The 15065-nt window shown below is 70.8% G+C and carries 14 protein-coding genes, 3 tRNA genes and 1 pseudogene; 10 read left to right on the top strand and 8 right to left on the bottom strand.

The genetic code is table 11. From position 1 onward, the window contains the following. Window positions 1-125: 125 nt before the first annotated feature. Window positions 126-1265, top strand: a complete 1140-nt coding sequence (locus tag CIK81_RS11530; RefSeq protein ID WP_241964133.1) for a sensor histidine kinase — start codon at window positions 126-128, stop codon at window positions 1263-1265. Then, a complete protein-coding gene (locus CIK81_RS11535) occupies window positions 1262-1933 on the top strand; it encodes a response regulator transcription factor (protein WP_096165395.1) in 672 nt (223 codons plus the stop codon). Before CIK81_RS11530 ends, CIK81_RS11535 begins: the two co-directional genes overlap by 4 nt. Window positions 1934-2066: 133 nt before the next feature. Here CIK81_RS11535 and CIK81_RS11540 read toward each other — a convergent pair whose 3' ends face one another. Further along, window positions 2067-2432, bottom strand: coding sequence for a metallopeptidase family protein (locus CIK81_RS11540; protein ID WP_096165398.1), 366 nt, complete (start codon window positions 2430-2432; stop codon window positions 2067-2069). A gap of 117 nt (window positions 2433-2549) precedes the next feature. Here CIK81_RS11540 and CIK81_RS11545 point away from each other — a divergent pair. The 6 genes and pseudogenes from CIK81_RS11545 (at window position 2550) to CIK81_RS11570 (ending at window position 6317) form a co-directional block, all read left to right on the top strand. Then, window positions 2550-2622: transfer RNA gene (locus CIK81_RS11545), tRNA-Glu, on the top strand. A gap of 138 nt (window positions 2623-2760) precedes the next feature. Continuing rightward, window positions 2761-2834: transfer RNA gene (locus tag CIK81_RS11550), tRNA-Asp, on the top strand. Between the two features lie 253 nt (window positions 2835-3087). Continuing rightward, window positions 3088-4110 carry an NADP-dependent oxidoreductase gene (locus tag CIK81_RS11555; RefSeq protein WP_096165110.1) on the top strand — a complete coding sequence of 341 codons (1023 nt, stop codon included), beginning with the start codon at window positions 3088-3090 and terminating at the stop codon, window positions 4108-4110. 113 nt (window positions 4111-4223) lie between these two features. Further along, a tRNA-Phe gene (locus CIK81_RS11560) sits at window positions 4224-4296 on the top strand. 103 nt (window positions 4297-4399) lie between these two features. Beyond that, on the top strand, window positions 4400-5005 hold the full coding sequence (locus CIK81_RS11565) for a flavin reductase family protein (protein WP_096165114.1): 606 nt from the start codon (window positions 4400-4402) through the stop codon (window positions 5003-5005). Window positions 5006-5229: 224 nt separating this feature from the next. Next, window positions 5230-6317 (top strand): annotated as a pseudogene (locus CIK81_RS11570) (type I restriction endonuclease). A gap of 3 nt (window positions 6318-6320) precedes the next feature. Here the strand turns inward: CIK81_RS11570 and CIK81_RS11575 are convergent. The 7 genes from CIK81_RS11575 to mvk are packed head-to-tail and all read right to left on the bottom strand — an operon-like array spanning window position 6321 to window position 13104. Continuing rightward, a complete protein-coding gene (locus tag CIK81_RS11575) occupies window positions 6321-6683 on the bottom strand; it encodes a hypothetical protein (protein WP_141393709.1) in 363 nt (120 codons plus the stop codon). A gap of 38 nt (window positions 6684-6721) precedes the next feature. Beyond that, window positions 6722-7882 (bottom strand): hydroxymethylglutaryl-CoA synthase, encoded by a 1161-nt coding sequence (locus CIK81_RS11580; RefSeq protein WP_096165122.1) that lies wholly within the window; start codon window positions 7880-7882, stop codon window positions 6722-6724. Continuing rightward, the gene (locus tag CIK81_RS11585; RefSeq protein WP_096165125.1) at window positions 7879-8931 is read right to left on the bottom strand and encodes a hydroxymethylglutaryl-CoA reductase; all 1053 of its coding nucleotides are present in this window, start codon (window positions 8929-8931) and stop codon (window positions 7879-7881) included. The genes CIK81_RS11580 and CIK81_RS11585 overlap by 4 nt, the downstream gene beginning before the upstream one ends. Further along, complete coding sequence (gene fni / locus CIK81_RS11590; RefSeq protein WP_096165127.1) at window positions 8921-10054, bottom strand: type 2 isopentenyl-diphosphate Delta-isomerase; 1134 nt, start codon at window positions 10052-10054, stop codon at window positions 8921-8923. Before fni ends, CIK81_RS11585 begins: the two co-directional genes overlap by 11 nt. Further along, entirely contained in the window at window positions 10044-11135 is a 1092-nt protein-coding gene (locus CIK81_RS11595; protein WP_096165130.1) for a phosphomevalonate kinase, read from the bottom strand. Before CIK81_RS11595 ends, fni begins: the two co-directional genes overlap by 11 nt. Next, on the bottom strand, window positions 11132-12100 hold the full coding sequence (gene mvaD, locus CIK81_RS11600; protein WP_096165132.1) for a diphosphomevalonate decarboxylase: 969 nt from the start codon (window positions 12098-12100) through the stop codon (window positions 11132-11134). Before mvaD ends, CIK81_RS11595 begins: the two co-directional genes overlap by 4 nt. Beyond that, on the bottom strand, window positions 12055-13104 hold the full coding sequence (mvk, locus tag CIK81_RS11605; protein WP_096165134.1) for a mevalonate kinase: 1050 nt from the start codon (window positions 13102-13104) through the stop codon (window positions 12055-12057). The genes mvaD and mvk overlap by 46 nt, the downstream gene beginning before the upstream one ends. Window positions 13105-13346: 242 nt before the next feature. Between mvk and CIK81_RS11610 the strand changes: the two genes are divergently transcribed. Together CIK81_RS11610 and CIK81_RS11615 are read left to right on the top strand one after the other, a co-directional pair. Continuing rightward, a complete protein-coding gene (locus tag CIK81_RS11610; protein WP_096165137.1) occupies window positions 13347-13868 on the top strand; it encodes a PadR family transcriptional regulator in 522 nt (173 codons plus the stop codon). Between the two features lie 46 nt (window positions 13869-13914). Further along, the gene (locus CIK81_RS11615) at window positions 13915-15024 is read left to right on the top strand and encodes a hypothetical protein (protein WP_158542011.1); all 1110 of its coding nucleotides are present in this window, start codon (window positions 13915-13917) and stop codon (window positions 15022-15024) included. The last annotated feature ends 41 nt before the right edge of the window (window positions 15025-15065 follow it).

The following is a 15065-nucleotide window of genomic DNA, read 5'->3' on the forward strand; positions in this document are numbered from 1 at the left end:
TCGATGCCACCTGCCCCCGACCTCCGTCGGGGGTGGGTCGGCCAGCGGGCCGACCTCCGCAGATGATCGGGCGCAGACCGGGCCCTGCACCGTCACGGCCGCCCGCACGCCGATACAGTGACGCCGTGGAAGAACTGGGAGCGCCCGTGCGCCGGACCTGGCAGGACGTGCTGATCCTCGCCGTGGTCGGGGCGGAGACGATCGCGGGCATCATCCTCGGCACCACCATGCTCGAGGTGGGGCAGGCGATCCTGACCCTGCTGCTGGGCATCGCGCTCGTGCTCCGCCACCGGCACTGGCCCTGGCTGCTCCCGCTGGTGCTCGTCCTCAACGCTGCCGCCTGGTCCCTGTCCGTGCTGGTGATCGGCTGCTACACCTATGCCACACGCAGCCATCAGCGCCTGCGCACGCTGCTGGTGGCGGTGCTCGCCGTGGTCAGCGGAGTGACACCGGCCCTCCTGCTGCAGGTGGAAGGGACCGCGGGCGCCGCGGGGATCACGGGGCTGGTGCTGGTGGTGCTGATCGTCGCCGCATCCGCGGCGATGGGCATGTACACCTCGACCCGGCGGATGCTGCTCGCGCAGCTGCACCAGCGCGCCGAGCAGGCGGAATCCGGGCGGGCGGTCGCCCAGGATCAGGCCCGACGTGCGGAGCGCACCCGCATCGCCCGGGAGATGCACGACATCGTGGCCCACAAGATCTCCCTGGTCGCGCTGCAGGCAGGCGCCCTCGAGGTGAACCCGAACCTGGAGCGCGAGCAGGTCCAGCAGTCCGCCGGGCTGATCCGGCAGACGGCCACCACGGCGCTGTCCGAGCTGCGCGAGGTGCTGGGCGTGCTGCGCGGAGACGGCGAGGAGGCTCCCCTGGCTCCGCAGCCCACCTGGGACGATGTGCGGCGCCTGGTGACCACCTCGCAGGAGGCGGGCATCTCCGTGGACCTGTTCGACTTCATCGACGATCCGGTGCCCGATCAGCTCGCCCGCACCGCCTATCGCGTGGTGCAGGAGGGGCTGACGAACATCCACAAGCACGCCCTGCACACCAAGGCCCGCGTGGCACTGATCGGAGAGCCTGGCACCGACCTGGTGATCGAGGTCAGTAATGTGTTGCCCAAGGGGTTCATGACGGACCTGCCCGGCGCCCGGATGGGCCTGTCGGGCATCGAGACCCGTGTGACGCACGCCGGCGGCACGATCTCATCCGGCCCCACCGATGATGGACGCTTCGAAGTGAGGGCGGTGATCCCGTGGCCGATGCCGACGTGACGCGTGTAGGACTGGTCGATGACGACTCCCTGGTCCGTGCAGGGCTGGCGATGATCCTGGGGGCCGATCCCGGGATCGACGTGGTGGCCCAGGGCAGCGACGGCTCCGAGGCGGTGACGCTCGTGCAGAAGCATCGCCCTGACGTGCTGCTGATGGACGTGCGCATGCCGGGGCTGGACGGGATCGCGGCCACCAAGGCCGTCTGCGCTCTGCCGAACCCGCCCAAGATCATCATGCTCACCACGTTCGACATGGACGAGTACGTGTTCCAGGCCCTCGAAGCGGGCGCCAGCGGCTTCCTGCTCAAGGACACCCCGCCGCAGGATCTCGCCCGCGCGGTGCACGTGGTGGCCGGCGGGGACGCCATGCTCTCCCCCACGATCACCCGGCGGATGCTCTCCCACTTCTCGGAGGCGAATCCCGGCACCCGCCAGGATCGCCATCCGGGGCTGGATCAGCTCACCGAGCGCGAGACGGAGGTGCTCGGCGCCGTCGGCGCGGGGCTGTCCAACGCGCAGATCGGGATGCGGCTGTTCATGAGCGAGGCGACCGTGAAGGCCCACGTCTCGAAGATCTTCTCCAAGCTCGACTGCACCAACCGCGTGCAGATCGCGATCATCGCCCACGAGGCGGGGCTCAGCGACCTCGACGCCGACGCGGGCGCCTGACCTCAGCCGGGCGGGTCCCGGTCCCGGCCGGCCCGGGCCACCTCCGTCAGCCGGGCCCAGTCGCCAGTCAGCCCCGTCCGCCGACCAGACCCGTCACCGGTCAGCCCCAGCCGCCGACCAGACCCATCACCGGTCAGCCCCAGCCGAGCTCGTGCAGGCGGGCGTCGCTGAGGCCGAAGAGGTGCCCGAGCTCGTGCAGCACCGTCACCGCGATCTGCTCGACCAGGTGCTCGCGCGAGGTGGCGACCCGCTGCAGGGGCCCGCGGAACACGAAGATCCGGTCCGGCTGCGCGTAGCCGTCGAACACGGAGCGCTTGTCCAGCGGGATCCCCTCGTACAGACCCAGCAGCTCGGTCCCCTGCGCCTGCTCCTGCAGCGGTTCCTCCTCGATGAGGATCGCGACGTTCGCCTCCGCGATGGAGCGGGCGATCTTCTCTGGCAGCGAGTCGAGGGCGTCGTCGACCGCTTCCTCGAACTCCTCGCGACTGATCCGGATCATGCCGACATCGAACCACGACGGATGGCCGATGGTGTCGCGTACGCCGCATCGGAGGGAATCACGCAGACGCCCGGCGCTCGGCATGGGTATGCTTTTCGTCGGGCAGTCACTGCCCGGGCCCCCATCGTCCAGTGGCCTAGGACACCGGCCTTTCACGCCGGCGACACGGGTTCGAATCCCGTTGGGGGTACTCGTACGGTTCGGTTCTGCATCCTCAGGACCGTGCGGTGCCGGAGTGCGAGGCGGCTCACAAGGAAAGTGGTCCTGAGCGCCGAGAACGTCCGGTAGAGTTATCTAGGTCGAAGCGCAGCAGCGCAGAGACATGCAAGGCCCTGTAGCTCAGTTGGTTAGAGTGCCGCCCTGTCACGGCGGAGGTCGCCGGTTCAAGCCCGGTCAGGGTCGCCCTCCAGAAGAAGCCCCGGAACATCGTTCCGGGGCTTCTTCGCTTTCCGCGCATCCCCGTCGGCCCGCACTCCGTCTGCTCGCGCAATCCCGTCGGCCCGCGCACTCCATCGGCCCACATCCCGTCAGCCTGCCCGTTCCCCCTGCCGGGACGACGCCTGCCGCAGGTCGCCGCTGATTCCCGATCGCGCTGTCGGACCCCTCACAAGCATCCGTCGGGCCACGCGCCGCGGCGCGGTCCTACGCTCGAGGGATGAGTTCCACTGTTCTGAACCACCGCATCCGCCTCGGCTCCCGCCCGCACGGTGAGCCCACCGCCGACGACTACCTGCACGACGCGGTCGAGGTCTCCTCCCCCGCGGCCGGCCAGGTGCTGCTGCGCACCCACTACATCTCCCTGGACCCCTACGTCCGTGGCCGGATGAGCTCCGCGAAGTCGTACGCGGCCCCGATGGAGGTCGGCGACGTGATCGAGGGCGGCACCGTCTCCGAGGTCGTCGAGTCCGCGGCCGACGGATTCGCGCCCGGCGACATGGTCCTCTCCTACGGCGGCTGGCAAGAGTACAGCCTCGAATCGGCCGACGGACTGCGCCGCCTGGATCCCTCCGTCGCCCCGGTCACCACCGCCCTCGGCGTGCTGGGCATGCCGGGCTTCACCGCGTATGCGGGGCTGCTCGCGATCGGCCGGCCCCAGCCCGGGGAGACCGTCGCGGTCGCCGCCGCGACCGGCCCGGTGGGCTCCGCCGTCGGCCAGATCGCACGGATCCACGGCGCGAAGGCCGTCGGCATCGCCGGCGGTGAGCGGAAGGTCGGCCAGCTGCGCGAGTACGGCTTCGACGAGGCCCTCGACCACCGCGCGCCCGATCTGCCCGGTCGCCTCGCGCAGGCCACGCCCGACGGCATCGACGTGTACTTCGAGAACGTCGGCGGCGCCGTGTGGGACGCCGTCCTGCCCCAGCTGAACACGTACGCCCGCGTACCGGTGTGCGGGCTCGTCTCGGGCTACAACTCGACCTCCCTGCCGGAGGGCCCCGACCGCAGCGGCCAGCTGATGGGCACCGTGCTGTCCAAGAGCCTCACCCTGCGCGGATTCATCCAGCTCGAGTTCGTGAGCTCGATGTTCGAGGACTTCCTGCGCGACATGAGCGGGTGGGTCGCCTCTGGCCAGGTCCAGCACACGGAGGACATCACCGAGGGGCTCGACCGCGCTCCCGAGGCGTTCGCGGGCATGCTGCGCGGGCAGAACTTCGGCAAGGCGCTCGTCAAGGTCTCCTGACCTCCGGAGGCACGCCGCGCGATCCCCTCGGGTGGCGTGCCTCTCACCGGCCGCATCGGGTTGGGAGCACAGACGGTCCCCTGCTACTCTGGTCCTCGGCCGCTCGCGGTCACGGCTCTGTAGCTCAGTTGGTAGAGCGTTCGACTGAAAATCGAAAGGTCACCGGATCGACGCCGGTCGGAGCCACGTGAAGACGAAGCCCCCTGGTTCGCCAGGGGGCTTCGTCGTTCCCGGCGTGGTGGCCGGCCCGTGCAGTTCGCGCTGCCGGCAGACGTGCTTTGATGCGTTCGTGACCCACTTCTATCGCCCGTGCGAGGGCCACCGCCTGCCGCATGACCCCTTCAACGCCATCGTTGCGCCGCGGCCCATCGGCTGGATCGGCACGAAGGGCGCCGATGGCGGCCGCAATCTCGCGCCCTACTCGTTTTTCAATGCCCTGAACTATTCCCCACCGCTCGTGGGATTCTCCAGCAACTCCTGGAAGGACACCGTCGCCAACTGCCGCGCGACCGGAGAGTTCACCTGGAACCTGGTCACCCGCTCCCTCGCAGAGGCGATGAATGCCTCCTCGACCACTGCTGAGGTCGACGAGTTCGACGCCGCAGGGGTGGAGGTGGCTGAGTCCGTGGAGATCGCCGCGCCGCGCGTGGCCGCGTCACCGGCGACCTTCGAATGCCGAGTCACCCAAATCATCGATCTCCGCTCCGCGACCGGCGAGGCCTCCGGGTCGTGGTTCACCGTCGGCGAGGTGGTGGGCGTCCATCTGGACGAGTCCCTGCTCGTCGACGGGATCGTCGACACCGCCGCCGCCGAGCCGGTGCTGCGCGGCGGCGGGCCGACCACGTACTTCGGGATCAGCGCGGATCAGCGCTTCGACATGCGCCGGCCGTGCTGAGGCCGCCACGTCATGCTCGGTGGGATCGTCATCTGCCGCTTGGCAGCTCGACGTCGTGGCTCCGAGCGGCCCCATGAGCCTGCAGAGTCTCAGAGTGGGTGGCTCCTCCATCCCTGGCCCGGTCATGGTCTTCGCCGCCGTTCCCCCCATAAAAGTCCGACGTACTGACTATGGTGATTCGCACCATGGCACAGGCCACGTATCTCACGGAACGGGGAATCACGATGGATTTCAGCGAGCGACTTGAGGCGCTGGCCTTGAGGTGCGCAATCAGGCTTCAGCCATCGAGACCGAGGAAGCGACGAAGAACGCCTTCGTCATGCCCTTCATCGCGACGATCCTGGGCTACGACGTGTTCGATCCGCTCGAAGTCGTCCCGGAGTTCACTGCCGACGTCGGCATCAAACGGGGCGAAAAGGTCGACTATGCGATCGTTCGGGATGGCGAGGTGCAGCTCCTCATCGAGTGCAAGGCGGCGCTCGGTGCGCTGAAAGTCGAGAACGCCTCGCAGCTCTTCAGATATTTCGGCACGACGAACGCCCGACTCGCGGTGCTCACCAATGGCGTCGTCTGGCAGTTCTATACGGACCTCGATGCGCCGAACAAGATGGACTCGAAGCCCTTCCTGGTGCTTGATCTTCTCGACATCGACGAGACCCTGATCCCCGAGATCCAGAAGATCAGCAAGGAGAGCTTCGACCTCGATTCGATCATCAACGCCGCTGAAGAGCTCAAGTACGTCGGCGCCCTACGGCGTGAGATCGCAGCGCAGTTCCGAGAGCCGTCCGACGAGTGGACCAGGTTCTTCACCACCCGCGTGTACGAGGGAATGTTCACCGCGAAGGTGCGCGAGCAGTTCAGCGTCCTGGTCCGGAAGGCGTCCAAGCAGTTCCTCACCGAACAGGTCAATGACCGGCTCAAGACCGCTCTCGGTGCCGGCGTCACGGTGCCTGCCGAGCCTGACTCCGCTCGCGAGATCACGAGTGAGCAGGCCGCCGAGGACGACCTCGATCGAAATACGGAGATCGAGACGACGCTGGAGGAGCTCGAGGGATACCAGATCGTCAAGGCCATCGCGTGCAGCGAGGTCAAGCCGCATCGCATCGTCCACCGTGACCAGAAGTCGTACTTCGCGATCCTGATCGACGACAACAATCGCAAGCCCGTCGCACGACTCCACTTCAACACGAAGCAGAAATACTTGGGTCTGCTCGACGAGACGAAGACGGAGACCCGACACCCCATCGATTCGCTCGACGAGATCTATGCACACTCCGACGCGATCCGAGAGGCCGTGAAGCGCTACCTCTGAGCACTAGCGACGACTGAGCCGCTCCTCCAGGTCGGGCCATGCCACGTGCAGTTTCTCCGTAGCGGACAGGCCTTTGGTCGCAAAGTGGTCGGCGAGCACGACACCGTGCGGCGACAGCTCGAGAATGGTCAGCGCAGCGATCTCGTCGGCGGTGCCCGCATCCAGCACCCACTGCTCGGCGAGCTCGGAGAGGCTGAGCTCCGCCACCAGGTGCTCGCCGGTCACGAAGTCGACGGGCGCTCCCCGGGCGTGCCCGAGGAGCGTGCGTGGCTGCACGAGGTCGTAGTCGTCGGTCACGGGCTCCAGGTAGCCGACCGTCTCGCCGTCCTCGCGTGTCACTGCCACCCATCCGCGCACATCACTCATGGCAGGAGACGGTACCGCCTGCGTGCGGCCCCGGCCGGTCAGGCGCCGGCGGTGCGCTCGTAACGGCGGATGCGATCGCGCACGCCCGCGAAGCGGAACGGCGCCGCCGTGGTCCGCGGAGTCTCGCGCTCGTCGCTGTCGTCCGTGTAGGACACGTGCAGCGCCCGGTACTCCTCGACAGTCAGCGGCACCCGGGCGGCCAGCACGGACTCGGTCGCCTCGCGGCGCCGGCGCTCCCGGTAGCCGCTCTGCACGATCCCGGTGAGGAACTCCCCGACCGAGCCCGAGCCGTAGCTGAACAGGCCCAGGCGCCGACCGGCGAGGTCGTCGTCGTGGTCCAGCAGCGCGGCCAGCCCCACGAACAGCGACGCCGTGTAGCTGTTGCCGAGCTGCCGGTTGTACAGGAACGAGGTCTCCAGGGCGCTCTCGTCGACAGGCCGGTCCTCGTGCCGGAAGAGCGCCGCATGCGCCTTCCGGGCCATCTTCGTGAACGGCTGGTGGTACAGGAAGCGGTCGATCTCGTCGACGCCGGGCCCGCCGTGGGCCTGCAGGTCCCCCCACGAGCCCAGCAGGGCGTCGAGATAGGTCTGCAGCGACAGCGCACCGTCCACGAGCGGGGTGGTGGTGTCGTTGGGACGCCAGAAGTCGTCGATGTCCGCCGTGTGCACGCCCGAATGCGGCTCGATCGCCAGCAGCGCCGGATCGGCGCTCACCAGCATCGCGACCGCGCCCGCGCCCTGGGTCGGGGCGGCCGGGCCGTCGAGCTCGTAGCGGGCCACGTCGCTCGCGATCACGAGCACCCGCTCCTCGGGGTTGCGGGCGACGATGCCGAGGGCGGTCTGCAGCGCGGCGGCGCCGCCGTAGCAGGCCTGCTTGAACTCGACCGTGCGGACCGTGGAGGGCAGCCCCAGGAGGTGATGGGCGAAGACGCCCGCCGCCTTCGACTGGTCCACCCCGGACTCGGTGGCGAACAGCAGCGAGCGGATGCCGTCGGTGCCGTGCTCGGCGAGCAGCGGCGCGGCGGCGCTCGCGCCCATGGTGACGATGTCCTCGTCGGGCGCAGGGAAGCTCATCTGCTCCTGGCCGAGCCCCCGGTGGTACTTCGCGGGCTCGACGCCGGTGGCCTCGGCCAGCTCGGCGAGATCGAGGACGTGGTGGGTGGTGGCGACCGCGAGATCGTGGATGCCGATGCTGGTCACTTGGTGCCTCCTCCACGACGCTCCATGGCCACGTGCGCAGCCATGAGCTCTCCGGGATTGGTCTGGGCCGCCAGCAGCGACAGCTCGCCGCACAGAACGGAGGCGGCGATGAGCACGGCGAGACGGCGCGAGTTCGCGCCGGGCTCGGCCGACGGGTCCGCGCAGCCCAGGCGCTCGAGGGCCTCGGCGGTGTGGCCGAGGTCCTTGCCGTTGCCGACGGTGCCGACGATCAGGTGCGGCAGGGTGCACGAGAAGTACAGGCCCTCGGGGCGCTCCTCCGCGTAGGTGATGCCCTGGGACCCCTCGACGATGTTCGCGGCGTCCTGGCCGGTGGCCAGGTAGAACGCGAGCAGCATGTTGGCGTAATGGGCGTTGGCGGAGCGCAGGGCTCCGGCGATCGTGCTGCCCACGAAGTTCTTGCGCACCACGAGGTCGACGAGCGCCGAGGCGGAGGTGCGCAGCGTGGATTCCACGATCTCGTGCGGGATGAGGAGGTCGCACACGACGCTGCGGCCGCGGCCGAGCACGCCGTTGACGGCGGTGGCCTTCTTGTCGGAGCAGTAGTTGCCCGAGACCGAGCCGTACTCCAGGCCCAGGTCCCAGGAGAGCACGGTCTGCAGCAGGGCGTCGGCCGCGCGCGTGACCATGTTGTGCCCGGAGGCGTCGCCCGTCTCCAGCGCGAAGCGCAGGAACAGCAGATTTCCGACGATCTCCTCATGGGTCTCCAGCAGGCGCGCGTGACGGCTCGTGCCGGAGACGACCTCGGCGAGCTCGTCTCCGCGTTCGCGCAGCGTGCGCACCGCCTGCATGGCGGTCTGCGCATCCGGCGCGATCAGCAGCACGGAGCGGGTCATCTTCTCGCCCACCACGGTGGCACGGATGCCGCCCTCGACCAGGCGGGAGACCTTCGCGCCGCGGCCCACCGACGGCCACAGCGGGGTCTCGTAGGTGGCCAGCGGGACCTCGACCTCCTCGTTCACCGAGTCGCCGCTGATGCGGATCGGACCCACCCAGCGGGTGGGGATCGGGGTGATGCCCTCAGCGGACATGGGGTTCTCCTTCAGGAATCGGCCGGGAGCGCTCCCGGCGTCGGGACATCGCGCCGGCGTCCAGCCCTCGCAGGGTGCAGAACTCCTGCACCCTGCCGCGCAGCAGCAGGTCGGTGTGCACGAGTTCCGCCGGGCCGGCGGCGCCAAGCAAGGCGTGCAGCTGACGCAGCTGCTCGCACCACCGGCGCACGTGCGGGATCAGGGCCTCGGCGCCGCCCTCGGAGGCCACCTGGGCGAAGCCGCCGGCGACGCCGACCGCGCGAGCGCCGAGGGCGAGAGCGCGGATGACGTCCAGCGGGGAGCGGACCCCGCCCGAGGCGAGCAGCGGGAGGTCGGTGGAGGCGTCGAGCAGGCATTCCACGGCGGACTGTCCGAAGCCCTCGAGGTGGGCGTAGTCGGGACGCTCGCGGCGCGAGTTCTCGATCCGCACGAAGTCGGTGCCGCCGGCGCCGCTGACGTCGGCGATCTGCACGCCGAGCTCGCGCAGGCGCAGCTGGGTGCGTCCGCTGAGGCCGAAGCCGACCTCCTTGACGACCACCGGCACCGGGGAGGCGGCGACGATCTGCTCGATCGAGCGGGTCCAGCGGGAGAAGTCCCGTCGGCCCTCGGGCATCACCGTCTCCTGGACGGCGTTGACGTGCAGCTGCAGCGCATCGGCGGCGATCAGGTCGACCGCGCGGCGGGCGTCGTCGGCCGAGCGCCCGGCGCCGAGGTTCGCCATCACGAAGCCGTCGGGGTTCTCCGAGCGCAGCACCCGGAAGCCCTCGGCGGTCGAGGGGTCGTCCAGCGCGATGCTCATCGAGCCCGTCCCGATCGGGAGCCCGGTCTCCCGGGCCGTGATCGCCAGCTCGCGGTTCAGCGCCGCGGTGGTCGCGGTGCCGCCGGTCATGCCGTTGACGTACAGCGGCAGGGGCCACCGGGCGGGGCCCACCTGCGTGGAGAGGTCGACGGCCGTCTCATCGATGCCGTCCAGGGCGTGATGGAGGAACTCGACGTCGTCGAAGGCGCTGCGGGGCTGGGCGCCGGCGCGCTGGCTGAGCGCGAGCGAGAGGTGCTCGTCCTTGCGGCGCCCGCGCTCGGTGTCGAGGTCCTCGTGGGGCTCGTGGGGCTGGTCACTGCTCATCGAGGGCCCCCTGGGGTGGATGGACGGACAGGTCCAGCAGTCGGATGTCGTGGGTCTCCCAGGTGGAGAGGATCTGGCGACGCTCCACCGTCTCGGGCACCAGCACGATCCCGCAGTCGCCGCCGCCGGCGCCGGAGGGCTTGCCGGCCGCGCCGTGCGCCTCGGCGGCATCGCACAGGGCGGTCAGCGCGGGCGTCTCCAGGCGGATGCCGCTGCTCTCCCCGAGCTGCTGCAGGAGGCGGCGGGCGGTGCGGATCCTGGTGAGCACGCCGTCGGCGTCCTCCCCTTGCAGGGCGGTGACCAGGGCATCGACGTTCTGCCGGCTCTCCTGGAGGAACAGCTCGTGGGCCGTGGTGGCCTCGCGGCCGTTGCCTCGCACGGAGTCGACCAGGCGATTGGTGGAGGCGGGGCTGCCGGTCCATCCCACCAGCAGCTCCAGGCCGACGGGATCGGGCAGGCGGGTGACGCTGTGCAGATCCCAGGCGTCCGCGGCGAGCGCCTCGCTGACGCTGCCCGCCTCGAGCTCGCGGCGCAGCGCGGCGCGGTCGGGGGCCGTGTACAGCACCCAGCCGCCGAAGGTCGAGGCGGCGAGGTCTCCCCCGGAGGCGTTCGGGGAGATCCGGATCGTGGCCAGCAGCGCGACCTTGAAGCGCTCGATGCTGTCCAGGCCCAGCCCGTAGAACTGATCGAGCGCCTCGATCACGGCGACGGTCACCGCCGCGGAGGAGCCCAGGCCGAACTTCCGGCCCTGGGCGTCGTCGAGCTCGCTGCTGATGTCGAGGTCGAAGTAGCGGGCAGGGATCCCGCGCTCGTCGCGCAGGCTCTCGACCACCTGGAGGGCGCTGAACACGTAGTCGGCGCTCTGGTGCTCGAGCAGCATGCTCACGCCGTCCGCCGCGCGGGTCCACTCCAGCGCCGCGGAGCCGTACTCCCCCGAGCGGATGCGCCCGCTGCCCGTGCTCTCGCTCAGGCGGACGGTGAGATAGCGGTCCACCGCGATCAGCACGGCGGGCTCGCCGGGCTCGACCACGGCGTACTCCCCGGCGACGTAGAGCTTGCCCGGGGCGCGGGTGACGATCATGCGCTCTCCGTCCTGGAGATCAGCTCGACGCCGGGGCCGGGGCGCACCACACGGGTCTCGCCGTGCGCCGACAGCTCGGCGGCGACGTGCTCGGCATCCTCCGGGGTGGTGAGCACGACGACGTTCGCGCCGGCGTCGGACGTGGCGTAGCAGCGCCGGCCTGCCTCCCGCATCCGTGCGACCTCGTCGAACACCTCGAGGCTGGTGGGGCTGAGGTACCGGATCGGCGGGTCGCAGGACTCGATCACGGCGTGCATGCGGTGCGCGTGCAGCTCGGTGAGGTGGCCGAGGCGCTCGACGTCGCCCTGGGTGCAGGCCTCGAGGGCCTCCTGCAGGGTCTCCTCGGTGGAGGTCACCCAGGCAGGGAAGAACGGGGAGGTGCGGGCGGTGCGGACCATCGCCTCGCGGCTCGAGACCGCTTTCGGGGTGCGCGAGAGGGTCACGGTGACCATGCGCAGCTCCGGGCCGTCGACGGCCTCGGCGAAGGAGCCCTCGTCGTCGCCGGCGTGCCAGACGGCGAGACCCGGGATGACCGAGCGGGTGGCGGAGCCCGAGCCGCGGCGCGCCAGACGGCTCAGCGCCCTCTGATCGAGGTCCAGGCCGTAGGCGGCCGCCGCCGCGGCGGCGAGCGCGGCGAAGCCCGCTGCAGAGGAGGCGAGTCCGGCATCGGTGGGGATCTCGCTGATCGAGGTCACGGCGGCGCGCACGTCGGAGTCGGCGAGCTCCCGGACGACGTCGAGGAACTCGGTGACGCGGGAGAGCTGGGTGCCCTGCTGCGCGACGCCGCCCAGCGTGAAGCTGTCGGCGGCGGCCGCGGGGTCCAGCCGCACGGTCGTGGTGGTGGGGAACTCGTCGAGGGTGAGCGAGAGGCTCCCCGCGACCGGGAGCACGAGATCGGCGTCTCGTTTCCCCCAGTACTTCACGAGTGCGATGTTGGGGTGGGCTCGTGCTGAAGCCTCGGCCATGACTGCCCTCCGCAGCTCGTCGTCCAGGTGCCGGTCGCCCCGGCCTCTGCCAGGGTACGTTCCAAATCGGTGGTGTCGGCCGTGGCGCTCAGCACGATCAGGCAGCCTCCGAGCCCCCCGCCCGTCATCTTCGCCCCGGCGGCGCCCGCGCCCCGTGCCGCCTCGACGAGGTGGTCGAGGCGCTCGCTGCTCACGCCGAGGCTCTGGAGGGCGCTGTGCGCCTCGTCCATGGCGCCGCCGAGGGCGGCGACGTCGTCCGCCGCGAGGGCCGCGGCGGCCTCGTCGGTCAGTGCTGCGAGGCGGCCGACGAGGGTGTCCACGTAGGCCGGTCGCGTGCGGTGCAGCTCCTGCACTCCGCCGACGGCGGTGGCCGTCATGCCCGCGACGCCGGTGTCGGCGATGACGAAGTGCATCTGCCCGCTTCCCAGCGGGAGCGTGGTGGGGGTGCCGCGCTCGACCCGGATCGGGGCCTGCGCGAGCACGGCGGCGGCGTCGATGCCGCTGGCCCTGCCGTGGGCGAGGGCCTCGGCATCGGCGATCAGCTGCATCCGATCGTCCAGGGCGAGATCGCGCCCGGCGGCGTCGGCGACGGCATCGACCAGCGCAGCGCTGACCGCAGCGCTCGAGCCGAGGCCGCGCCGGATCGGGATGTCGCTGGTGATGCTCAGGCGACCGCCGGCGTCCTGCAGGCCCACGCGCTCAGCCGCATACTGCCAGCCCAGGACGACCGGCGCGGTGCCCTCCGGGGCGCTGCGGACCGGGCCGTCGTAGAGGGCGCAGCGCAGCCTGCTCCCGTCCGGCTCGCCCGCGGGGTCCGGGATGGTCAGTCGCGCCCGGGCGGTGAGCTCGTGGACCGGCAGCACGATCGCCGGCGCACCGAAGACGGCGGAGTGCTCGCCGAGGAGTATCGCCTTGGCGTGCGCCGAGCCCACGCCTTCACGGACGGTCGCCGCAGAGGCAGCACGGCGCGAGGGATCGCGCTGTGGTGCGGGCGAGGTGCGCATCTGGGCTCCGTGGGCGTCGACGAGGGCTCGGCCGGAGCCGGGCCCGATCCGTGCCCCCGCTGCCGGAGCAGCGCCGACGGCCTGCCGGTGACGGGGCAGGCCGAGGCCGGATCCGAGGATCAGCCGACATTATCGCGCCCCTGCGCCGCCCGTCCGCCCCGCAGGCGCTCCTGGTGCCGCGCCTCACGGACAGACAGTTCCCGGGGTCACGTCAGTGCTAGATATGCGGCATACTTAGCTCCATGCCTGACCTAGATCGAGATGCGAAGTCTGACCTGGAGCGCGTCGGAGCGCCCGGCGAGGCTGCCGGTGAAGTGCACGAGGAGCGCCGGGAACCACGGTGGCCCGCGACGTGGATCCGGGCGCTGCTCCCGAGCGCCGTGCTGGCCTGCCTCGAACCGGGGCCGCTGCACGGCTATGGGATCGGCCGGGCGCTCAACACCCGTGGCTTCGGCTCCCCCAAGGGCGGATCCCTCTACCCCGTGCTGGGCAAGCTCGAGGACTCGGGGGCGATCACCGCGCAGTGGGTGCCCGGGCCGTCGGGCCCGGCGCGCCGGCAGTACACGCTCACCCCCGCGGGGAGCACCCAGCTCACCCAGGAGCGCGCAGCCCTCGCCGAGCTCACCGCCGCGCTCTCCTCCGCGTCGACCGGCTCCGCAGAGGTCGACACCGCTGTGCTCGGCGCTGCAGCTCCCGACACGGCAGCAGCCCTCGACACGGCAGCCCCCGACACCGTCGAAGGAGTCTCTCACCATGCGCTCTGAGCACCCCACGCCACCTGACGACGGCATGCCTGAGGAGGCGCCCTCCGTGAGCAGTGATCTTGAGGCCCTCTTCCTCTCAGCCCGCCAGGACCCTGCCGACGTCCTGTGGGCCCGCCGGGCGATCATGACGCTGGCGCTCCACGATGTGCAGATCGACGTCGCCGACAGGGTCGTGCGGGACGTGGCCGACCTCGTGGCCGAGAGCCGGGAGAGCCCCGAGGAGCTCTTCGGGCCCGCCGACAGTTGGGCGAGGCGCCGGGTCGCGGAGATGCGCGGCGAGGGCCTCCCCGTCTTCGAGGATCCGTTGCGCATGGGCCCGCGCCAGACGGCGGTGCTCACGCTCTGCGGCGCCGCGGCGCTCAGCGGCATGTTCGTGGTGAGCAACGTGTTCGCCCTGCTGCCGGGTCGCGGGGTCAGCGAGCTGACGCTCGGCTACGGCCTCGCGCCGCTCCTCATCTCCGCCGCGATCGCGCTCCTGATCACGGTCTACACGCGCGCCGTGCGCCGCTTCTCCTTCGGCGTCACCGCCGTGCTGTGCGCCGGGGCCCTCGCGCTCTGCTCGACGAGCATCGCGCTGATCATCATGCCGCTGGCCGAGATAGGCCCCCGCGCGAACGGCTGGTGGGCGGCGCTGCTGGTCCCCTTCTACGCGCTCCTGTGCTGGTTCCTCATGCAGCTCTGGCCGGCGGCGAGCTCCCCGGCTGCACCGGCCTCACCCGTCACCGTCGCGCAGATCCTCGCGGCCGGCGACCTCCCGGACGACGAATGGCTGGAGCGGGCGCAGGCTGCGCTGCGGGCACGGGGGGACCTCACGGAGAGGCGGATCCGCGTGACGCTGCGCGAAGCCCGGGAGCATGCTCAGGACGAGGGGAAGACGCTCATCGCCGAGTTCTCCTCCCCCGAGGGCTATGCGCAGTCGCTGCCCCGCGACCCGCGGGTGAAGCCGCGCCGGATGACCCTGCTCTACGGGATGCTCACCCTGGTCTGGGCCGCTCTCGGCATCTCGACAGCGGTGACCGACGACGGCCAGCCGTGGCGCCTGGTGATCTTCGCGGTCCTCGTGCTGCTCTGCGGCTGGACCACCGTCTCCCACGCACGGACCTGGCGCTCCGCCGCGATGCCCGAAGGTCGCCCGCAGCAGGGGTCGACGGCCTAGGCTGAGCGAGGAACCGCCGAGTCCGCAGCGATCCTGCGGAC

It is taken from the genome of Brachybacterium sp. JB7 (assembly GCF_003335205.1).
Lineage (GTDB): Bacteria > Actinomycetota > Actinomycetes > Actinomycetales > Dermabacteraceae > Brachybacterium > Brachybacterium alimentarium.